At 69.5% G+C, this 20,323-nt stretch carries 23 protein-coding genes; 14 read left to right on the top strand and 9 right to left on the bottom strand.

Annotation, left to right across the window (positions count from 1 at the left end; translation table 11 throughout):
- Positions 1-91 precede the first annotated feature (91 nt).
- The gene (locus tag IG65_RS0126610; RefSeq protein ID WP_051756922.1) at positions 92-1,162 is read right to left on the bottom strand and encodes an iron ABC transporter permease; all 1,071 of its coding nucleotides are present in this window, start codon (positions 1,160-1,162) and stop codon (positions 92-94) included.
- Positions 1,163-1,262: 100 nt separating this feature from the next.
- Here IG65_RS0126610 and IG65_RS0126605 point away from each other — a divergent pair, with 100 nt between their 5' ends.
- Positions 1,263-1,970, top strand: a complete 708-nt coding sequence (locus IG65_RS0126605) for a hypothetical protein (RefSeq protein WP_030517694.1) — start codon at positions 1,263-1,265, stop codon at positions 1,968-1,970.
- Between the two features lie 220 nt (positions 1,971-2,190).
- Here the strand turns inward: IG65_RS0126605 and IG65_RS0126600 are convergent, their stop codons facing one another.
- Together IG65_RS0126600 and IG65_RS0126595 are read right to left on the bottom strand one after the other, a co-directional pair.
- The gene (locus IG65_RS0126600) at positions 2,191-3,516 is read right to left on the bottom strand and encodes a bifunctional o-acetylhomoserine/o-acetylserine sulfhydrylase (protein ID WP_030517693.1); all 1,326 of its coding nucleotides are present in this window, start codon (positions 3,514-3,516) and stop codon (positions 2,191-2,193) included.
- Between the two features lie 88 nt (positions 3,517-3,604).
- Positions 3,605-4,147: an OsmC family protein gene (locus IG65_RS0126595; RefSeq protein WP_030517692.1), complete on the bottom strand. Its 543-nt coding sequence runs from the start codon at positions 4,145-4,147 to the stop codon at positions 3,605-3,607.
- Positions 4,148-4,360: 213 nt separating this feature from the next.
- Here IG65_RS0126595 and IG65_RS0126590 point away from each other — a divergent pair, with 213 nt between their 5' ends.
- From IG65_RS0126590 to IG65_RS0126570, 5 genes are all read left to right on the top strand, one after another.
- Positions 4,361-4,819, top strand: a complete 459-nt coding sequence (locus IG65_RS0126590; protein ID WP_197039928.1) for a PaaI family thioesterase — start codon at positions 4,361-4,363, stop codon at positions 4,817-4,819.
- 95 nt (positions 4,820-4,914) lie between these two features.
- The gene (locus IG65_RS0126585; protein WP_030517690.1) at positions 4,915-5,217 is read left to right on the top strand and encodes an urease subunit gamma; all 303 of its coding nucleotides are present in this window, start codon (positions 4,915-4,917) and stop codon (positions 5,215-5,217) included.
- 9 nt (positions 5,218-5,226) lie between these two features.
- Positions 5,227-5,613 (top strand): urease subunit beta, encoded by a 387-nt coding sequence (locus IG65_RS0126580; protein ID WP_051756920.1) that lies wholly within the window; start codon positions 5,227-5,229, stop codon positions 5,611-5,613.
- Positions 5,613-7,334 carry an urease subunit alpha gene (locus IG65_RS0126575; RefSeq protein ID WP_030517688.1) on the top strand — a complete coding sequence of 574 codons (1,722 nt, stop codon included), beginning with the start codon at positions 5,613-5,615 and terminating at the stop codon, positions 7,332-7,334. Before IG65_RS0126580 ends, IG65_RS0126575 begins: the two co-directional genes overlap by 1 nt.
- A 68-nt stretch (positions 7,335-7,402) precedes the next feature.
- Positions 7,403-8,065: an O-methyltransferase gene (locus IG65_RS0126570; protein ID WP_030517687.1), complete on the top strand. Its 663-nt coding sequence runs from the start codon at positions 7,403-7,405 to the stop codon at positions 8,063-8,065.
- On the opposite strand, the gene IG65_RS0126565 is transcribed toward IG65_RS0126570, so the two are convergent.
- A complete protein-coding gene (locus IG65_RS0126565; protein ID WP_036525796.1) occupies positions 8,055-8,624 on the bottom strand; it encodes a PadR family transcriptional regulator in 570 nt (189 codons plus the stop codon). The two genes, IG65_RS0126570 and IG65_RS0126565, sit on opposite strands and share 11 nt — an antisense overlap.
- 114 nt (positions 8,625-8,738) lie before the next feature.
- Between IG65_RS0126565 and IG65_RS0126560 the strand changes: the two genes are divergently transcribed.
- A complete protein-coding gene (locus IG65_RS0126560) occupies positions 8,739-9,137 on the top strand; it encodes a nuclear transport factor 2 family protein (RefSeq protein WP_231509442.1) in 399 nt (132 codons plus the stop codon).
- 7 nt (positions 9,138-9,144) lie between these two features.
- Here the strand turns inward: IG65_RS0126560 and IG65_RS0126555 are convergent, their stop codons facing one another.
- Positions 9,145-9,861, bottom strand: coding sequence for a TetR/AcrR family transcriptional regulator (locus tag IG65_RS0126555; RefSeq protein WP_051756916.1), 717 nt, complete (start codon positions 9,859-9,861; stop codon positions 9,145-9,147).
- 84 nt (positions 9,862-9,945) lie between these two features.
- On the opposite strand from IG65_RS0126555, the gene IG65_RS0126550 reads away from it, so the two are divergent.
- Both IG65_RS0126550 and IG65_RS0126545 read left to right on the top strand, forming a co-directional pair.
- Positions 9,946-11,469: an MFS transporter gene (locus tag IG65_RS0126550; protein ID WP_051756914.1), complete on the top strand. Its 1,524-nt coding sequence runs from the start codon at positions 9,946-9,948 to the stop codon at positions 11,467-11,469.
- A gap of 65 nt (positions 11,470-11,534) precedes the next feature.
- Positions 11,535-12,401 carry an SDR family NAD(P)-dependent oxidoreductase gene (locus IG65_RS0126545; protein WP_231509437.1) on the top strand — a complete coding sequence of 289 codons (867 nt, stop codon included), beginning with the start codon at positions 11,535-11,537 and terminating at the stop codon, positions 12,399-12,401.
- A 69-nt stretch (positions 12,402-12,470) separates the two neighbouring features.
- Here the strand turns inward: IG65_RS0126545 and IG65_RS0126540 are convergent, their stop codons facing one another.
- The 3 genes from IG65_RS0126540 to IG65_RS0126530 form a co-directional block, all read right to left on the bottom strand.
- The gene (locus tag IG65_RS0126540; protein WP_030517681.1) at positions 12,471-13,298 is read right to left on the bottom strand and encodes an alpha/beta fold hydrolase; all 828 of its coding nucleotides are present in this window, start codon (positions 13,296-13,298) and stop codon (positions 12,471-12,473) included.
- A gap of 137 nt (positions 13,299-13,435) precedes the next feature.
- Positions 13,436-14,410: a zinc-binding dehydrogenase gene (locus IG65_RS0126535; RefSeq protein ID WP_030517680.1), complete on the bottom strand. Its 975-nt coding sequence runs from the start codon at positions 14,408-14,410 to the stop codon at positions 13,436-13,438.
- A gap of 33 nt (positions 14,411-14,443) precedes the next feature.
- Positions 14,444-15,007, bottom strand: a complete 564-nt coding sequence (locus IG65_RS0126530; protein WP_197039926.1) for a TetR/AcrR family transcriptional regulator — start codon at positions 15,005-15,007, stop codon at positions 14,444-14,446.
- Between the two features lie 147 nt (positions 15,008-15,154).
- On the opposite strand from IG65_RS0126530, the gene IG65_RS0126525 reads away from it, so the two are divergent.
- Positions 15,155-15,994, top strand: a complete 840-nt coding sequence (locus IG65_RS0126525; protein WP_030517678.1) for an oxidoreductase — start codon at positions 15,155-15,157, stop codon at positions 15,992-15,994.
- A gap of 48 nt (positions 15,995-16,042) precedes the next feature.
- Positions 16,043-16,675, top strand: coding sequence for an urease accessory protein UreF (locus IG65_RS0126520; RefSeq protein ID WP_030517677.1), 633 nt, complete (start codon positions 16,043-16,045; stop codon positions 16,673-16,675).
- A gap of 36 nt (positions 16,676-16,711) precedes the next feature.
- On the opposite strand, the gene IG65_RS0126515 is transcribed toward IG65_RS0126520, so the two are convergent.
- Complete coding sequence (locus IG65_RS0126515; protein WP_030517676.1) at positions 16,712-18,046, bottom strand: cytochrome P450; 1,335 nt, start codon at positions 18,044-18,046, stop codon at positions 16,712-16,714.
- An 83-nt stretch (positions 18,047-18,129) separates the two neighbouring features.
- Here IG65_RS0126515 and IG65_RS0126510 point away from each other — a divergent pair, with 83 nt between their 5' ends.
- From IG65_RS0126510 to IG65_RS0126500, 3 genes are all read left to right on the top strand, one after another.
- The gene (locus IG65_RS0126510; RefSeq protein ID WP_156055771.1) at positions 18,130-18,765 is read left to right on the top strand and encodes a TetR/AcrR family transcriptional regulator; all 636 of its coding nucleotides are present in this window, start codon (positions 18,130-18,132) and stop codon (positions 18,763-18,765) included.
- Between the two features lie 127 nt (positions 18,766-18,892).
- Positions 18,893-19,606 (top strand): urease accessory protein UreG, encoded by a 714-nt coding sequence (ureG, locus tag IG65_RS0126505; protein WP_030517674.1) that lies wholly within the window; start codon positions 18,893-18,895, stop codon positions 19,604-19,606.
- The gene (locus IG65_RS0126500) at positions 19,596-20,285 is read left to right on the top strand and encodes an urease accessory protein UreD (protein WP_036525766.1); all 690 of its coding nucleotides are present in this window, start codon (positions 19,596-19,598) and stop codon (positions 20,283-20,285) included. The genes ureG and IG65_RS0126500 overlap by 11 nt, the downstream gene beginning before the upstream one ends.
- Positions 20,286-20,323: the final 38 nt, after the last annotated feature.

Genomic DNA, 20,323 nt, shown 5'->3' with positions numbered 1-20,323 from the left:
CTGTCGGCGCCCCCGGCCTGTCGGTCTCCGTCCTCCCGCTCGGTGCCCGATTCCGTGCCGGCCTCGGGGGTGCGGATATCGCTGCGCGCGTTCACAATTCGGCCACCTTCCGCCGGCGTACCAGGGCGATGAAACAGGGTGCGCCGATCGCGGCCAGCACGATACCGGCCTGTAACTCGCCGGGCGGCGCGATCACCCGGCCGACGACATCGGCCAGCAGCAGCACGATCGCCCCGAGCAGCGCCGAATACGGAATCAGCCAGCGGTGATCCGGGCCGGTGATCATGCGGCCCAGGTGCGGAACGACCAATCCGAGAAAGGCGATCGGGCCGACCGCCGCCGTCGCGGCGCCGGTCAGCAGCACCACCGCGGTGAGCCCGATCGCGCGGTTGCGTGCGATGTTCACCCCGAGCCCGCGCGCGACATCTTCGCCGAGTCCGATCGCGTTGAGCCCGGGCGCGGCCAGGATCGCCAGCACCGTTCCCGCGAGGATGAACGGCACCACCTGGGCCGCCACCGCGGGTTCGTGCCCGGCGGGAGTGCCGACCACCCAGAAGCGGTAGGTGTCCAGCGCGGCCGGATCGAGCAGGATCACCGCGTTGGTCAGTGCCTGCAGCAGTGCGGTGACCGCCGCACCTGCCAGGACCAGCGTCAACGGGGTGGATCGGCTGCCGCCGCTCGCCGATGCGCCGAACACCACCACACCCGCCGCCAGTGCTCCGGCGAAGGCGAACCAGATGTACTGGCTCGGCTGGGTGAGCGCGAACAGATGGATGCCGAGCGCGGCCAGGAACGCCGCACCCGCGTTGAGTCCCAGCAATCCCGCATCGGCGAGCGGATTGCGCGTGTAGCCCTGGATCAGCGCACCGGCGATACCGAGTGCGGCGCCGGTGAGCAGTGCGAGAACCGTTCGGGGCAGGCGCAATTCGCGCACGATCCGGTCGGCCTGCCCGTCGGCGGGGCAGGTGAACGGCACGCCGTCCGGACAGGACACGGCGTGCCAGATCTCGGCCGGGGACAGGGATTTGGCGCCGACGGCGAGTCCGGCGACGACCGCGAGCAGCAGCACCCCGGCCAGGAGTGCCAGGCCGGTCGCACGGCGACGGGGGGTGAGGACTGCGGCGGACACGGCGGCGAACGACTCCTGGGTGACGCGTTTCATGGCGATCGAACACTTGCGCAGCGACCTGTCGCCGTACAACTCTGGTAAGCCTAACCTATCTTCCGTTGCCGACCGCAATGCCGAACGTTGAGGGGGTTCGATGTCCGAACCAGTGACGATTTTCCCGGCTCGCCGTCCGGAGCCGGCGTTCGAACAGATCTGCGTCCGGCTGCGTGCGTTGCAGCCCGGGCATCCGCGGGTCTACGCCATGGCGGCGATGGCCGAACAGGGCCGCCGGCGGTGGTGGCGACTGGCCGACGGGGTGCGTGAAGGTCGCATCGAGCTGATGTATCGCCGGCATGCGGCGGAGATGGTCAGCGCCGAGATCGCCGCCGAGGTGGTCGCCACCGCGCTGATCCATGCCGTGGTCGGCCGGGTGGTCGCGCTGATCGTCTGCGACAACCGCGCCTGGGATCCGGGGCTCGAGAATCTGTGGGTGCACAGCGACAACGACGGCGGACTGGACTGGGCGGGCCTGTCGGACACGGCGATTCGCGTGGTGGCGGGTGATCCGCTGGCAGGGCGGCCGGGTGTGGTGACGCTGCCGTGTGATCGGGCGCTGTCGGTGTGGCTGGCGCATCGCTGCGAGGCGGCGCTGACCCTGGTGTGTGAGAGCCTGCAGCGCTGCGCGGGGCTGAGCCGGGCGCGATTCTGGAACCTGGTGGGCGAAACCGTCGTGGGCGCGGCCACCTATGTTCCGGAACTGGCGCGGACCGGCGCGGATGCCGGGATCGAGCGCGGGCAGGCGTTGCTGCTGGCATTGGCCGATCGCGGGTTGCCGGTGCGTCGCTCTTGCTTGGTTAGGTAAGGCTGACCTACACTCGACTCGGCGTCCGGATCGAGCGAGAGTCCCGAGGGCTGCGGTCGACTCCCCGGTCCACTGCCCGCGGCGGGCCCTTCGTCACGAAGGGCCCGCCGCGTCGTTTCCGAGCTTCCGTGCTCGAATCTCGATGTGCCGGTGTGTGTTTCGCGGATACGACGATGCCCGGCCCACCGCCGGGTGGCGGCGAACCGGGCATCGGCGAGAACTAGTGCGTGGCGGCGAAACCGGTCCGCAGGTCGGCGAGGATGTCCTCGATCCCCTCGATGCCCACCGCGAGCCGGACCAGGCCCGGCGTCACACCCGCGGCCAGCTGCTCCTCGGGCGTCAGCTGCGAGTGCGTGGTCGAGGCCGGGTGAATGACCAGCGAACGCACATCGCCGATGTTTGCGACATGGCTGTGCAGGGTCAGCGCGTCGACGAACCGCTTACCCGCGTCCACGCCGCCCGCCAACTCGAAGCCGACGATCGCGCTGGTGCCCTTCGGGGCCAGTTCGCGGCCGCGCTCGTACCACGGCGACGACGGCAGGCCCGCGTAGAAGACGCTGGTCACCTCGGGCCGCTCGGTGAGGAATTCCGCGACCGCCTGCGCGTTGGCGACATGCCGTTCCACCCGCAGGCTCAGCGTCTCGAGACCTTGGGCGATCAGGAACGCGTTGAACGGGGCCACCGCGGAGCCGAGGTCACGCAGCAACTGCACGCGTGCCTTCAGTGCGTAGGCCGGCGCACCCAGATCGGCGAACACCGCGCCGTGGTAGCTGGGATCCGGGGTGGTGAAGCCGGGGAAGCGCGAGTTGCCCTGCTCGTCGGTCACCGTCCAGTCGAAGGTGCCGCCGTCGACGATCACACCGGCGATCGCGGCGCCGTGGCCGCCGAGGTACTTCGTCGCCGAGTGCACGACGATGTCGGCGCCGTGCTTCAGCGGCTGGATCAGGTACGGGGTGGGCACCGTGTTGTCCACGATGAACGGCACACCGACGGTGTGGGCGACCTCGGCCAGGCCCGGCAGGTCCAGGATGTGGTTCTGCGGGTTGGACACCGTCTCGCCGTAGAGCGCCTTGGTGTTCGGGCGGATCGCGGCGCGCCACTGGTCCAGATCGTCGGGATCTTCGACGAACGACACCTCGATGCCCAGCTTCGGCAGCGTGTAGTGGAACAGGTTGTAGGTGCCGCCGTAGAGGCGCGGACTCGACACGATGTGGTCACCGGCGCCCGCGATGTTGAGGATCGCAAAGGTTTCGGCGGCCTGGCCCGAGGAGAGCAGCAGCGCCGCCACACCACCCTCGAGGGCGGCGATGCGCTGCTCGACCGCGTCCTGGGTGGGGTTCATGATGCGGGTGTAGATGTTGCCGGGCTCGGCCAGACCGAACAGCGCCGCCGCGTGATCGGTATCGCGGAAGGTGTAGGAGGTGGTCTGGTAGATCGGCAGCGCGCGAGCGTTGGTGGTGCCGTCGGGAATCTGGCCGACGTGGACCTGCTTGGTCTCGAAGCTCCAGTTCTGCGCCGGATCGTTCGGCTCGACGGAGTCGGTCATGGGTTTCAGCTCCAAAGTGTGTAGATGGGATGGATCGTCGCGCACGAGGCGGCGGTGCGCCGCCCCAGAATGCCCGATTCGTGAAGAATCAGGCGGGAACTGCGGAGTTTTCCAACTCCGGTGTGATCAGTGTGGTCAGCACGGGCGTCGGCCCGGTGGAGATATCGAGAACCGGGCAGTGAGCGTCCACGGCGGCCTGCAGTTCAGCGTAGCGCTGCGCCGGCTCCGGACCACGAATGTGCACATTCACCCGGACCTGCCGGAACCCGGCGCGCACGCTGTCGTCGAGTCCGAAGAAGCCGCGCACGTCGAGGTCGCCCTCGGCCTCGATGTGCAGATCGTCGACGACGATGCCGAGTCGTTGCGCCCAGAACCGGTAGGTCACCACCTGACACGAGATCAACGCCGCCAGATAGAACTCGACCGGATTCGGCGCGGTGCCCGCGCCGCCCAGCGCGGCCGGCTCGTCCACCCGGACCGTATACGTGCCGGCCGTGACGGCGCTGCCGACGGCGCCCTCCGCGACTCCGGCAGCGGAAAACAGGACCTGCGCCTTCGCCAAATCGCTGGCCACGGCCTGTGCGGTGGCGTCGACGATGTCGTTGAGCGGAGTGTCCGATGCGGCTGTCATGGCCGCCACGGTAGGGCCGCGCGGGGGCCGGAGCGAGGGTTGCGCTCGCCGTGATCGCAACCGTAGCCGGATCGCCGTGAGTGCGTATGCCGCTGCGGTACAACGATTTTCACATTGTGCCGCCGGTGTGCTGCTCGATTACCCGTCACCTGCGTCGCCGAGCGCGCGGCACCGCCGTACCGGCCGGTACTCAGGTGGTGTAAGTGTTTTTCTATGACACAGCACGACCGATTCGAGGCTCGCTCCCTGGCGGATGTCACGCCCGAGCAGATGACCCGCTACAGCGAGGGGACCTTCACCGACCTCATCGGTCTGAAGTACACCGAGGTCGGGCCCGATCGTGTGGTCGGGGAGTGGGTGGTCTCGCCGCAGCTGCATCAGCCCGCGGGCATCGTCAACGGCGGGGTGTACTGCACGATCATCGAAACGCTGGCCAGTGTCGGCGGCGGCGTGTGGTTCGGTGACCGCGGTCATGTGGTCGGCGTCAACAACAACACCGACTTCCTGCGCGCGGTCCGCGAGGGCAGCCTGCGCGGTGTCGCCACCCCGATTCACCAGGGCCGCTCGCAGCAGCTGTGGCAGGTGCAGATCACCGACGAGCAGGACCGTGTGGTCGCTCGCGGCCAGGTGCGGCTGCAGAACCTCACCGCGGACGGGGCGGCCAAGGCCTGACGCCGCCGAGGCGAGCGGCCCGTCCCGGCGAGCGCACTCGGTACGGCCGTGCCAAGATATCGAGCACCGTACGCCCGAGCAGCCGAGGAGTCGATGTGCGTCTGTCACCGCACGAGCAGGAACGGCTGATGCTCAGCTACGCGGCCGAACTGGCGCGCCGGCGGCAGGCTCGGGGGCTGAAACTCAACCATCCCGAGGCGGTCGCGATCATCACCGACCACGTCCTCGAGGGCGCCCGGGACGGCCGCACCGTCGCCGAGCTGATGTCCTCCGGTCGCACCGTGCTCACCCGCGACGACGTCATGGCGGGTGTTCCCGAGATGATCGCCGACGTGCAGGTCGAGGCCACCTTTCCCGACGGCACGAAGCTGGTGACCGTGCATCACCCGATCGGCTGAGGGGCACCGATGAGCGCGATATCCGCCGAGAGCGGCTCCGGCCCGGTGCCGGGTGAGTATCTGCTCGCCGCCGGCCCCATCGAGATCAATACCGGCGCCGACCGGATCGAACTCGAGGTGGTCAATACCGGCGACCGGCCGGTGCAGGTGGGCAGTCACGTGCACTTCCCGCAGGCCAACACCGCCCTCGACTTCGACCGGGCCGCGGCGCACGGCCGCCGCCTCGACATTCCGGCCGGTACCGCGGTGCGCTTCGAACCCGGCCTGGCGCAGCGCGTTTCGCTGGTGCCGCTGGGCGGTAGCCGCGAGGTGTACGGGATCGGCCCGGATGCGCCCGGACCGCTCGGCCCGGTGGCGAACCGGTCCGACGAGACAGACGGAAGGCCGGTCGACTGATGGCGGAACTGTCCCGCGCCCGCTACGCCACGCTGTTCGGCCCCACGGTCGGCGATCGAATTCGCCTCGCCGACACCGATCTTCTGATCGAGATCACCGAAGACCGTTGCGGCGGACCCGGTCTGGCCGGTGACGAGGCCGTCTTCGGTGGCGGCAAGGTGCTGCGCGAATCGATGGGCCAGGCCCGTGCCACCCGCGCCGAGGGCACTCCGGACACCGTCATCACCGGGGCCGTGATCGTCGACTACTGGGGAATCGTCAAGGCCGACATCGGCATTCGCGACGGCCGCATCTGCGTGATCGGCAAGGCCGGCAATCCGGAGACCATGGACGGTGTGCATCCGGATCTGGTGGTCGGCCCGTCGACGGAGATCATCGCCGGCAACGGCCGCATCCTCACCGCCGGCGCGATCGACTGCCACGTGCACTTCATCTGCCCGCAGTTGCTCGACGAGGCGCTCGGCGGCGGTATCACCACCCTGATCGGTGGCGGAACCGGCCCGGCCGAGGGCTCCAAGGCCACCACCGTCACTCCCGGCGCCTGGCATCTGGGCCGCATGCTCGAGGCCACCGACGGCTGGCCGGTCAACATCCTGCTGCTGGGCAAGGGCAACACCGTGCGTCCCGAGGCGATGTGGGAGCAATTACGCGGTGGCGCGGGCGGATTCAAGCTGCACGAGGACTGGGGGACCACCCCGGCGGCGATCGATGCCTGCCTGCGAGTGGCCGACGCCGCCGGGGTTCAGGTCGCGCTGCACTCGGATACGCTCAACGAGGCCGGATTCGTCGAGGACACCCTCGCCGCGATCGCCGGGCGGGCCATCCACTCGTATCACACCGAGGGCGCCGGCGGCGGGCACGCGCCGGACATCATCACCGTCGCCTCGCACCCGAATGTGATGCCCAGCTCGACCAATCCGACTCGCCCGCATACGGTCAACACCCTCGACGAGCACCTGGACATGTTGATGGTGTGCCACCACCTCAATCCGGCCGTGCCCGAGGATCTCGCCTTCGCCGAGAGCCGGATCCGGCCCTCGACGATCGCGGCCGAGGATCTGCTGCACGATCTGGGTGCGATATCCATGATCGGCTCGGATTCGCAGGCGATGGGCCGCATCGGGGAGGTGGTGATGCGGACCTGGCAGACCGCGCACATGATGAAGCGCCGCCGCGGCGCGCTGCCCGGTGACGGGGCCGCCGACAACCACCGGGTGCGCCGCTACATCGCGAAATACACGATCTGCCCGGCGGTGACGCACGGCCTGGACCACGAGATCGGGTCGGTGGAAGTCGGCAAACTGGCCGATCTGGTGCTGTGGGAGCCGGCCTTCTTCGGTGTGCGCCCGCATGCGGTGCTCAAGGGCGGCGCGATCGCCTGGGCGGCGATGGGCGATGCCAACGCCTCGATTCCGACACCGCAGCCGGTGCTGCCGCGGCCCATGTTCGGCGCCGCACCCGTGGTGGCGGCCGGCACGTCGCTGCATTTCGTCTCCCCGCAGGCGGTCGAGGACGGGCTGGCCGAGCGGCTGCAGGTGCGGCGGAAACTGGTGCCGGTGGCCGATGTACGCCGCCGCACCAAGAGCGATCTGCCGCTCAACGACGCGATGCCGCGTATCGAGGTGGAACCCGACACCTTCACCGTGCGCATCGACGGCGAGGTGTGGGACCAGCAGCCCGCCACCGAGTTGCCGATGGCACAGCGCTACTTCCTGTTCTGAACCTCGCCCCGCCGCCGGGCCCGTCGGCGGCGCTGCGCCGGTGCGGTCGCGGTGGCACACTGGCCGATATGACGAATGCCGCATGGGGCGAGGTCGACCGCTACGTCGTGGACACGTTGATCGGTGACGCCGATTCCGATGTGGTGCAGGCGAATTCCGAGGCGGGCCTGCCGCCTATCGACGTCTCGCCGGCGCAGGGCAAATTCCTGTATCTGCTCGCGCTGTCGGCCGGGGCGCGGCGTGTGCTGGAGATCGGGACGCTCGGCGGGTTCTCCACGCTGTGGCTCGCGCGTGCGGTGGGCCCTCAGGGGCGCGTCGTGACGCTGGAATACGATCCGCACCACGCCGAGGTGGCCCGCGCCAACCTCGATCGCAAGGGGGTGGGGGAACGGGTGGAGATCCGGGTCGGCGCCGCGCTGGACACCCTGCCCGGAGTCGCCGAGGACCACGGCGAGCCCTTCGACCTGGTCTTCATCGACGCCGACAAGGTCAACAACGCCAACTATGTGCAGTGGGCGTTGCGGCTGACCCACCCCGGTTCGGTGATCATCGTCGACAATGTCGTGCGCCGCGGCGCCCTGGCCGACGGCGACCCCGGCGATCCCGCGGTCCGCGGGGCCCGGGAAGCGCTGCGGCTGCTCGCCGACGAGCCGCGGCTCGAGGCCACCGTCTTGCAGACCGTAGGCAGCAAAGGCTGGGACGGATTCGCCTACGCCGTGGTCACCGGTTGACCGGTGCCGAATCGCCGTGCCCGATCCGGTCGGGGTGGTCGGCGAGTTCGGTCCAGAAGTCCACGTACGCCTGTTCGTGGCCGATCCCCAGTTCCAAGATGCGGGAACGGGATTGGACGCGCGCGGTATCGTCCGGATCGATCTCGGCGTGCATGGCGCGGTAGCGGTCGAGCCAGCGGCGGTGCTCGGCTGCCTGGCGGCGGGCGAGGGCGACCACGTCCTCGGGTGCGCCGAGGTCGGCGAAGAACAATTTCACCTGCGCCGGATCGCGCGTCTCCGGCGGCGCGCACTGCGGGTCGGCCAGCCACGCGCGTAATGCGTCGCGTCCGGCGTCGGTGAGCTGGAATACCCGGCGCCGGCGGCCGGTCTCCTCGGCGTCCTCGTGCAGCAGGCCGCGCTCGGCCAGCCGGGCCGGAATGCGGTAGAGCTGCGCATGCGGCACCGGCCAGAAGTAGTCGACGCTCTCCTCCATGCGCGCTTTGAGTTCGTAGGGGGTGAGCGGTCCGTGCCGGGCGATGAGCCCGAGCACGATATGGTCCTGCGCTCCCAGATCCTGCATGGTCGTCAGCTTTCGGTTCGGCACGTCTCGATTCGGCGCGGCATTTGACACGGTCTCACTGAGACTATAGCTTCATATCCGTCATACCGTATCAATGAGACTATTGGAGTGGACATGCGCGCATACGGCATCGAACTGTTCGACCGATGGACGGCGATGTGGAACGGGGAGCTGGAACTCGCGAACCGAATCATGGCCCCGCACTTCACACTTCGGTACGCCCAGCCGGGCGCCGAGGCCTACGACAGCATTCACGACCCGGAGACGTTCGCGCGGCAGATCGCGGCCTTCCGCGCGGCCGCGCCCGGGCAGCGATTCGAAACCCAGGGCGAGGCGGTCGTCGAGATCGACGACCGCCGTACCGGGGTCGTGGCGCGGCCCTACGGTTCGCGTCGTCCGGTGGCGGACGGTGAGATCGCGGTGAGCGGCACCGATATCCTGCGCGTCGAGGAGGGGTTGATCGTGGAGGTGTGGTCGGTCTCCGGTGGTGCGCAGGGCCGTTCGTACTACTGACCGCCGATCAGCCGTGGCGTGCGGCGAAACCGTCGCACAGCGCCGCCAGGCCCGAATGCAATTGCCGCACCGGATCGAGCAGATCGCCGAGTCCGGTGCCTTCGAGGGGCGCCAGCGCGGGCGGGCTCGGCCAGCGCGGGGTGCCCTCCAGAAGTGCTGTCAGCCCGGAGGATTCGTCGTGCTCGTCCTCGCGGGCGGCCAGGATGGTGGCGCTGACCTGCTGGAGGGCGATGCCGGCGATGTAACTCCAGACCTCGAGCGCCATCGCGGTGGCCTCGCGGCGATCATCGGTCAGCTCGAGGAAGCCTTCGGTCAGCCAGCCCAGGCACGCCAGGCTGTGCGGGCCGAAGTTGTAGCGCGGCACCGCGAAGGTGAACAGCACCCACGGATGCAGCCGGTAGAGCTGCCAGTCGATATCGGCGGCCGCGCGCACCCGGTCGCGCCAGGTCCAGTCCGCTTCCGGCGCCGGATACGGATAGCGCCGCGCGACCTCGTCGGTCATATCGGCCAGCAGTGCGTCCTTGTTCGGTACGTGCCGATACAGCGACATCGCGCCCACGCCCATCCGCTCGGCGATGCGGCGCATGGACAATCCGTCGATGCCGTCCGCGTCCGCCAGCGCGATGGCGGTGTCGACGATCGCCGCTCGCGTCAGCCGCTCGGGCTGCGACCGGCTCGGAGAGCCTGACGTCGCAGGTGAGGGTGGGTGGGAAGGTTTCGGCATCGAAACTCGCTTTCCTTTCTGCGGCCGGATGCGTACGCTGTACCCCGGTCGCGTACGACGTACGCACGAGATGAAGGATAGGTGATGGTCGGCATTGAGACCTCGGCGGCGGCCCATACCGCGCCGAGCGCAACCCCCCGGCGGGCGTGGTTGGGTCTGGCGGTGTTGATCCTGCCGGTGCTGCTGGTGTCGATGGATATGTCGGTGCTGTATCTGGCGATGCCGACGCTGACCGAGCATCTGGACCCCTCGGCCGAACAGCAGCTGTGGATTCTCGACATCTACGGATTCATGATCGCCGGACTGCTGATCACCATGGGCAATCTCGGTGACCGCATCGGGCGGCGCAACATATTGCTCGCCGGCGCAACGGTTTTCGGCATCGCCTCCCTGCTGGCGGCCTTCGCGCCCAGCGCCGGCGTGCTGATCGCGGCGCGCGCGCTGATGGGTGTCGGCGGCGCGACGCTGCTGCCGTCGAGCCTGGCGCTGATCTCGAGTCTGTTCCCCGACGCCCGGGCCCGCGGCACCGCCATCGGCGTCTGGACGGCGTTCTTCGCGGGTGGTTCCGCGGTGGGGCCGGTGATCGGCGGCTTGCTGCTGCACAAGTTCTGGTGGGGCTCGATCTTCCTGATCAACACGCCGGTGTTGCTGGTGCTGCTGGCGCTGGGACCGCTGCTGCTGCCCGAACACCGCTCCGCCGGGCGCGGACCGCTGGATCCGGTGAGCGTGCTCATGTCCATCGGCGGCATCCTGCCGCTGGTGTACGCGGTGAAACGGGCCGCTGCCGAGGGCGTCGACGCGATCTCGGTGGTGCTCGGCCTCGCCGGTGTCGCGGTGCTGGTGGCATTCGTGCGGCGCCAGCGCACCCTGGCCGAACCGCTGCTGGATCTGAGCCTGTTCCGGCGCGGCCTGTTCCGGGTGGCGATCGGGTCGTCCACCGTGGGCATGATGTCGCTGGCCGGCATGAGCTATCTGACCAGCATGTATCTGCAGTCGGTGGCCGGGCGCGACGTCCTGGGCGCGGCACTGCTGGGTATTCCGGCGGCGATCGCGGTGTTCATCTGCTCGATGGGTGGCGCCCGGGTGGCGCGCCGGCTCGGCACCCGCGGATCGTTCGTGCTGGCGCTGAGCGCCGCCGCGGTCGGCAATCTGCTGCTCGGTATCGGCGTCGACGGCGGAATCGGCTGGTACATCGCGGGTTCCACGATCGCGGGCCTCGGCTACGGCATCGTGTTCACCCTGGTGTCGGAGGTCGCGGTCTCCTCGGTTCCGGCCGAGCGCGCGGGATCGGCGGTCGGAATCTCCGAGACGAGTTTCGAACTGGGTAACGCACTGGGGTTGTCGCTGCTGGGTTCGCTGGCGGCGCTGGTGTTCCGGTCCGGTGGGGATTTCGCCGACACGCTCGGCGAGACGCTCGTGCTCCATCGCGGCGATGCGGCCATGGTCCATGCCGCGCAGAGCTCGTTCGTCACCGGCATGCACACCGCGCTGGTGGTCGGTGCGGCACTGCTGATCATGATGGCGGTGGCGGCTGCGGCGACCTCGGGTCGCCGGCGTCGGCGCGCGACCGCGGTGGATGCCGCGTCCGCGGCGGCGGGAACGCGCTGACCGGTTCCCGGTCGGCGGTGACGATTCCGGCCCGCCGGTGGGGGCGGCCCAATACAGTTTCGGCTGTGACAGATACCGCTTCACCGGGCCGCCCGCTGGCCGAACGAGTCGCGACGCGCTTGTTGTATCCCACGTCGCGGCCCCAGGACGCGGCGCTGCGCGAGGCCGTCTCGGGCCGGGTCGTGCTCGTGACCGGCGCCTCGCACGGCATCGGAAAGGTCACCGCCGCCAAATTCGCCGCCGCCGGAGCCGTCGTGGTCATGGTCGCGCGCTCGGCGGCGGAACTCGACGCCGCGGCCGACGACATCACCGCGGCCGGCGGCATCGCGCACACGTACAGCACCGACCTGACCGATATGGAGGCGGTGGACGAATTGGCCCGCGACATCCTCGCCACGCACGGGCGGGTGGATGTGGTGATCAACAACGCGGGCCGATCGATTCGCCGCTCGATCGACGAGTCCTACGATCGCTTTCACGATTTCACCCGGACCATCGATATCAACTACCTCGGCCCCGTGCGATTGCTGCTGGCCCTGCTCCCGGCGATGCGGGAGCGCGGTCGCGGACATATCGTCAACATCTCCACCTGGGGCCTGCGCATGCCGCCGGCGCCGCGATGGGCCGCCTACGGTGCGTCGAAGGCGGCGTTCGACCAGTGGTTGCGCACGGTGGCGACCGAGGTGGCGGCCGACGGCGTCACCACCACCTCGATCTACATGCCGCTGGTGCACACCCGCATGAGCGCGCCCACCGATTTCGGTTCCATGCCGGGACTGACCGCCGAGGAGGCCGCCGATCTGGTGTGTCATGCCGTCGTCGCGAAACCGGTGGAGATCTCACCGTGGTGGAGCGGTCCCCTGCAGGCGTGGACGGATCTGACCCGCGGCCCGATGCAGCGGCTGATGGCCCGCAGCATCCGATTCACCTGAACCGCGTGCGTGGACAGTGGCCGATGGCCTTGCGCGACAACCGGAGTTGCGCGAGCACTCGGGATTGCGTCAGCTCTGCAGGAACGCCAGCAGATCGGCGTTGAAACGTTCCTTGTCGCCGGGGACCAGCGCGATACCGTGCGAACCGCCCTCGTAGACGGTGAGCGTGGCGTTCGGGATGATCTTCGCCGCCTTGCGGGCCGTCGCGTCGATCGGCACGATCTGATCGTCGTCGCCGTGCACGATGAGTGTCGGCACGTCGAACTTCTCCAGGTCGGCGGTGAAGTCGGTGTATCCGAAGGCGTCGACACAGCGCACCCCGGCCTCGATCGACTCGTGCATCGCCATGAACCAGAACGCGTCGCGATTGCCCTGGGTGGCCTTGGTGCCCGGCCGGTTGGCGCCGAAGAAGCCCTCGGAGGTGTCGCGCCAGAACTGCGAGCGTTCGGTCAGAATGCCCTTCTTGATCTGATCGAACACCTCGTCGGGCACGCCTTCCGGGTTGCCCTCGGTGCGCACCATCAGCGGCGGGATAGCCGACAGCAACACCGCAGAGCGCACCCGCCCGGTGCCGTGGCGGCCGATGTAGCGAGCCAGTTCGCCACCGCCCATGGAATGCGCCACCAGCGTGACATCGCGCAGGTCGAGCCGGGTGAGCAGATCGTTCAGATCGTCGGCGAAGGTGTCGAAGTCGTATCCGCCCCACGGCTGTGCCGAGCGTCCGTGACCGCGGCGGTCGTGTGCGATACCGCGAAAGCCGTTGTCCGCCACGTGTTTCAACTGATCGTCCCAGGCGTCGGCGTTGAGCGGCCAGCCGTGGATGAAGACCACGGGGCGGCCCGAACCCCAGTCCTTGTAGTAGATGTCGACCTCGTCACGCGTTGTGCACACAGGCATGGACGAACCTCCTCCGCGTGCGCCCGCCGGCCTCGGTCGCGGGCCGTGAGAACGAGACGCGATTCCAGCGTAGGGTCCGCGACCGAGGTGAGGGGCTACGAATCGGTTACGTCAGCAATCGATCAGCTATCAACTGCTCACGGCTCGAGGACGACCTTGCCGCCGGTCGCGCGGTCCTCGAGGGCCCGGTGTGCGGCCGCGGCGTCGCCGAGGGCGAAACGGTGCACCGCCGGGCGCAGCCGCCCGGATCCGGCCGCGGCCAGCGCGCGCGTCTCCAGGGCCGCGATTCCGCCGCCGCGTGCGAGCATGTCCGGGCCCAGAACCGACCGTGAGGTGATACCGCGGGCGGCGAGTTCATCGGGGTCGAATTCCAGCGCGCTATCGCTCCAGCCGAAGACGAGATGGGCGCCGCCGGGCGCGAGCAGTTCGACCGCCGCGCGGCCCGCTGCGCCGCCGACGCCGTCGAAGATCCAGTGCGCGGGCCGTTCGCCGAAGCGTGCGCGCACCGCGTCGGGCCAGCTCGGGTCGGTGTAGTCGAGGGCGAGCTCGGCGCCGTTGGCCGCCACCGTGGCGACCTTGGCCGGACCACCGGCCAGTCCGACGACGGTGAGCCCGGCGCCGCGCAGATATTGCACGAGCAGCGTGCCGATCCCGCCCGCCGCGGCCGGCACCACCGCGAGCTGTCCCGGCTCGAGCTCGGCGAATCCCAGAATACCCAGGGTGGTTCGCCCCGTGCCGATCATCGCCACCGCCGCGCCCGGATCCAGTGCGTCCGGAATCCGGTGCAGCCGTTGGGCATCCGCGACCGCCAGTTCGGCATAACCGCCCGGCGCCGCGCCCAGGTGGGTGACGACCCGAGTGCCCAGCAGATCCGCGTCGACACCTGAGCCCACCGAATCGACGACGCCCGCGACCTCCCGGCCGGGGATCGTCGGCAACGGCGGCACCGGGTACGGGCCCGGCAGGCCCCGGCGCAGATGCGTGTCGACCAGGTGAATTCCCGCCGCGGCCACGACGATTCGAACCTGCCCGGCCGCCGGCCGCGGATCGGGGACGGTCTCATAGCGCAGGTTCTCGGCCGGGCCGAATTCGTGCAGGCGTATCGCTTTCATGAGCCCAGCCTGCAACCTCGACCAATGTTGAGGTCAAGCACGCGCGGAACTGTCCGGTCCGGAGCCCACGCCGTGCAGGAGTGTGTCGACCACGATGTCGGCCGCGCGAGCGGGATCGAACTGGGGGAGGTTCTTGGCGGCGTCGACCATCAGCTGTGCCAGCAGCGTCGACACCCAGCCCGCGGGGAGGCCGGGCCGGAGCAGGCCTTCGTCGGTGGCTCGGCGCAGAAAGACGTCGACCTCGGCGATCAGCGGTTCGCGCCGACCGCGAATGGTCTCGTCGGCCACCAGTCTCGCCGTCTGTACCGGCCAGCGGCGGTTGACGCCGATGATCGCCTCGACGTACCGGTGCAGGGCGACCGCCACCGGCGCCTCCCGGAGCCGGGCGCTCGCGATGGCTTCCTCGACCGCGTCGTATCGAGCCTGATAGACGGCCGCGAGGAGGTCGTCGCGGGAGGCGAAGCGGCGGTAGACGGTGCGCCTGTCGACGCCGGCGGCAGCGGCGATGGCCGACAGGCTCGCCGACGGATCGTCGGCGAGCAGCCGGGCTCCGGTGGTCAGCACCAGTTCGATATTGCGGGCGGCGTCAGCTCTCACGGCTTCAATGTACCCATGCGAGCAGCAGATAACAGAATAATCGCTTCAATGCAGTAGCCGAAACAGAAGTAAGTGCTACATTGATGTAGCAGTTGAAGAAAGTCGGGTCGCTTCGAGGGCGACCGGACGAGGGACGGAGGAACGACTATGGCCGGAACATGGCTGATCACCGGTGCGTCGCGGGGCCTGGGACGGGAGCTGACCGAGGCCGCCCTGGCCGCCGGGCACCGGGTCGTCGCCGGTGCGCGACGCCCCGAACAGCTCGACGATGTGGTGCTGCGCTACGGCTCGCACATCCTGCCGGTGCCGCTGGACGTCACCGACCCGGAGGCGGCGGAGGCGGCCGTACGCGCGGCCGTGGAGACCTTCGGTTCGCTCGACGTCGTGGTCAACAACGCCGGATACGCCGACAGCGCACCGATCGAGGAGATGGCCGCCGACGATTTCCGGGCGCAGGTCGAGACCAACCTGTTCGGCGTCGTGCACGTCACCCGCGCGGCGCTACCGGTGCTGCGGACCCAGCGGTCGGGAACCTTCGTCCAGATCTCCTCGATCGGCGGCCGAGTCGGTGGTTCGCCCGGGCTGGGTGCGTATCAGACGGCGAAATTCGCGGTCGAGGGATTCTCCGAAGTGCTCGCGAGCGAGGTCGCCCCGTTCGGGGTGCGGGTCGTGATCGTCGAGCCGGGCGCCTTCCGCACCGACTGGCAGGGAGCCTCGATGACCATCCATCCGGTGGGTGCCGACTACGAGGCGACGGTGGGCGCCGTCCACCGCTTCCGCCGCGACAACGACGGATCCCAGCCGGGCGACCCCGCGCGCGCCGCCCGCGTCATCGTCGAGGTGGCCGATTCCGAGGAGCCACCTCGCCGCCTGCTGCTGGGCAGCGACGCCTTGGCCGCGGCGCGGGCGGCCGGGCAGGCCCGGGCCGACGAAACCGAGAAGTGGGCCGCGGTGAGCGCCGCCGCGGACTTCGCGGCGGCCGGCTGACCGCGCGGTTCTAGGATCGGAGATCGTGCCCGGCCGCAGGAGATGCCCATGAGTCTCGCGATGGTGATGTCGCTCGCCGATTCGCGGCTGCCCATCGGCGGGCATGTGCATTCCGGCGGTGTCGAGGAGGCGGTCGCCTCCGGGCTCGTGCGCGACCTCGACACGGTGGCGGCCTATCTGCGCCGGCGGATCCGCACGACGGGCCTGGTCTCGGCCTCGCTGTCGGCGGCCGTCTGTGCGGGAACCCTGACTCCCTCGGCGGCCGAGGCGGAAGCCGACGCCCGCACCCCGGCGCCGGCGGCGCGCACGGCCTCGCGGGCGCAGGGGCGCGGACTGCTTCGGCTCGCGAAACAGGTATGGCCGCACCATGATTGGTCGAGCTCGGGCGCGCGGCCGCATCTGTCGACGGTCTTCGGCGTGGTGGGGCAGGCCGCGGCGGTGCGACCGGTGGAGATCGCCGGGGTCGTGGTCTATACGACGATGACCGGAGCCGCCACCGCGGCGCAACGGCTGCTCGCACTCGATCCGGCGGCCGTCGCGGCGATCACGCTGGAGCTGGCCGCACTGTGCGACGAGACCGCGCAGGCGGCCACGATCGGCCCGGCCGCCCTCTCCGACCCGCTCGGCGACGTGCTCGCTCAGCGCCACCTCGACCGCGAGATGCCGCTGTTCGCGTCCTAGCCCACGCGGTGGCCGCGACCGGCCCGCCGAAGACGATCAGGCGGGAGACACCCGGATGGGCAGGCCGTCACCGGGTTTCGGCAGCGGACGCAGCAGTACGGGCATGCGGTAGTCCGGATCGACGCTCCATCGTTGCCGGAGCAGCAGTTGATGCATCGCTGCCTTGACCTCCATCCCGCCGAAGTACATGCCGATGCATTTGTGCACTCCGTGCCCGAACGGCAGATAGGCGTAGCGATGTGATTTGTCTTCGCGCCGCGGTTCGGCGAACCGCTCCGGATCGAACCGGTCGGGCTCGGGCCACAGTTCCGGCATGTGGTGCAGATGCCAGAGCATGACTCCGACCAGGGTGTCGGCGGGAATGCGGTAGCCCAGCAATTCGGTCTCCCGCACGGTCTTGCGGATCACGGTGGGTACGGGGGTGACGATGCGCATCGCCTCCTTCATCACCAGGTCGAGGGATTCCAGCCGGTCCAGATCCGCGTAGTCGATCGCGTCCACCCCGAGGGCGCGCGACTCCTCCCGGCACCGCTCCTGCCACTCCGGATGGCGAGCCAGGTAGTAGGCCATCGTGGTCATTGTCGCCGTCGCGGTGTCGTGCGCGGCCATCAGCAGGAAGACCATGTGGTCGACGATCTCGCTGTCGGTGAACCGCTCCCCGTCCGGGCCGACCGCATGACACAACGCGCTGAACAGATCGCTACCGTCGCCGGCGCGTTTGTCCGCCAGCCTCGGGGCCAGATACCGCTCCAGCACCCGCCGCCCGCTCAATCCTCGTGACCAGCGTGTTCCGGGCACGGGAAGCCGGAGCGCCGCGGTGGTGGCGGCGACGGTATCGGTGAACGCGGTATTGACCCGGTCGGTCTCGGGACCCAGCGGCGTCCCCGTGAACGTGCGGGTCGCAACGTCGAGGGTGAGCTGCTTGATCAGCGGATGGAAGCGCAGGGTGCCGGAGCTGGGCCAGCGCCGCAGGCCCGCCGCGATGGTCTCGTTCATCGGACCGAGATAGCCCGCCAGGCGCTGGGGTGTGAACGCCGACTGCATGATGCGGCGGTGGCGATGATGCTCGTCGAAATCCATGAGCATCAGACCGCCGTGGAAGAACGGGCCGATCAACGTCGACCAGCCGGGACCGTTCGCATACGCCTGGTCCCGGTTTCGCAGCACCTCGCCGCAGGCGTCGGGGCCCATCGCCTGCACCGATGTCATGCCGAGGGCGCGCGACCACGACACCGGACCGTGCCGCCGGTAGCGGCTTTCGCCGGTCAGGATCGTGCCCTGTGCCAGCTGCAAGGTGTATCCGATCAGCGGCAGTCCGGAATCGCCCGGCATGCCGGGCACGCCGGCGCGGTCGTGCATCAGCAGAGTCATCGTCGTCTCCCAGGTGTGTTGTGGCCCGTGTCACCGGGTAGTCTGATAACGGTCGTTGTCGTTGTCAATATGTGGAGGCGATTGTGGCAGGTACCTACCGGGGCGTTCCCGGGCATGTCCGGCGTGAACAGCGGCGTCAAGTGCTGATCGAGACCGGCTTGGACTGCCTGCACGAGGATGGGCTGGCCGGGATCAGCGTCCGATCCGTATGCAGCCGTGCCCAATTGACCCCGCGCTACTTCTACGAAAGCTTCACCGATCTCGATGCGCTGCTGTGCGCGGTCGTGGACACGGTCGCGGAGGAGATCGTGGCGCGCGGCGTGGCGGCCGTGGCAGCGGGGGAGAGCATCGAACAACGGGTGCGGGGCGCGATCGCCGCCGGTTACGGTGTCGTGGCCGAGGATCGGCGCAAGGCCACCGCGATCCTGATCTGCGCGGCCGGACACGGCCCGCTGCGCGATCGACGACATACGCTGCTGGTCGAATTCGCCCAGATCATCACCGATACCCTGCCACTGCCGAGGTCGTCACAACCGTCCACGCACGCACTGGCCCTGTTCCTGCTCGGCGGCGCGTTCGACGTGATAGAGGCGGTGCTGTCCGAGCGGCTGGTGCTGACCGGTGAGGAACTCGTCGACGAGCTCACCGTGATATGGATGGCGGCGCTGCGGTCCATACAGCCCGCCGGTGCCGACGAGTCGGCCGAGTTGCGGAGCTAGGCCGGGGGCGTCGCCGTGGGTGTGGCCGGGATGTCGGCGCACCCGTGAGCATGTCGGGCGCAGTAACACCGGGTTCACATGAATCGGCCACGATGATCGTCGAGAATCGAGGCCCGAAGGAGAGCTCATGCCGCCGCATCTGATCGATGGCGAACCGCACGATCATGCTCATGACCGCCCCAGGCGGGTGCGGACGCCGGGGGAGCCGGTGCGCATCGGGATCGGCGGGCCGGTCGGATCCGGGAAGACGGCGCTGGTCGCGGCGCTGTGCCGGCAGTTGCGCGCGGAACTGTCGCTGGCGGTGCTGACCAACGACATCTACACCACCGAGGACGCCGACTTCCTGCGCCGGCACGCGGTTCTGCCCGACGAACGCATCAGCGCGGTGCAGACCGGTGGTTGTCCGCACACCGCGATTCGCGACGACATCACCGCCAACCTCGACGCCATCGACGATCTGATCGAGGCGAATCCGCCGCTGGATCTGATTCTGGTCGAATCCGGCGGCGACAACCTCACCGCCACCTTCTCCGCGGGCCTGATCGATGTGCAGATCTTCGTCGTCGACGTGGCCGGCGGCGACAAGGTGCCGCGCAAAGGTGGTCCGGGCGTGACGTTTTCGGATCTGCTGGTGATCAACAAGACCGACCTGGCGCCGATGGTCGGCGCCGATCTCGAGGTGATGCGGCGCGATTCCGCGGCGGTGCGCGCGGGTCGCCCGTTCGTCTTCAGTTCGCTGACCGAGGATCCGGCCGCGACACCGGTGCTCGCATGGGTGCGCGATCAGCTGCGCGCGGCGGCGGCCACCGATGCCGCTGGGGAAAGCGCTGTTGCGCACTGAGATTCGCATCGTCGCCCGCGCCGGGGCCCGGCCGCAGACCTCGGCCACCGGCGCGCTGGCGGTCCGCTCGACCGGGCCGGATACGGTGCATCTGATCGGTGCCGCGGCCACGCCGCTCGGCGGGGACGAACTCGACATCCACATCGTGGTCGAGCCCGGTGCACGCCTGACGGTCCGCTCCGTGGCCGCCACGATCGTGCTCCCCGGCCGCACGACTCCGATATCGACGGCATCATGGACCTTCGACATCGGCGCGGGCGGTGAACTGGACTTCGATCCGGAACCGACGGTCGTCGCCGGGGGAGCCGACCATCGTGCGGTCACCACCGTTCGGCTGGCCGCCGATGCCCGGATCCGCCTCCGCGAACGCGTGCAGATCGGCCGCACCGGCGAGGATCACGGCCGCTGGCGTGGCGACCTCGTCGCCGACACGTCTGCCCTGCCGTTGCTGCGCCATCGCCTCGAACTCGGTGCCGGCACCGCCGCCGACGACCTGCTGTCGTCCCCCCGCGCACTGTCCAGCGAGCTGCGCTACCCCGACGACAGCGCCGCCTCGACCATCGGTATGGCCGCAGCGGTGCTGCCGCTGGCCGCCGGGGGTTCGCTCTCGACATGGACGGGTGCGCGGCTGTCCGAAACCCCCGCGAACCTTCGCCGTCGAGCCGCCGCAGCGGGGTGAGCGGCGACGTCGGGCTCGGCCCTCGGGCAGGGCAGTCG

Source organism: Nocardia sp. NRRL WC-3656 (genome assembly GCF_000720265.1).
In the GTDB taxonomy this organism is placed as follows: domain Bacteria; phylum Actinomycetota; class Actinomycetes; order Mycobacteriales; family Mycobacteriaceae; genus Nocardia; species Nocardia nova.
This window is presented reverse-complemented; position numbering and strand designations above follow the sequence as displayed.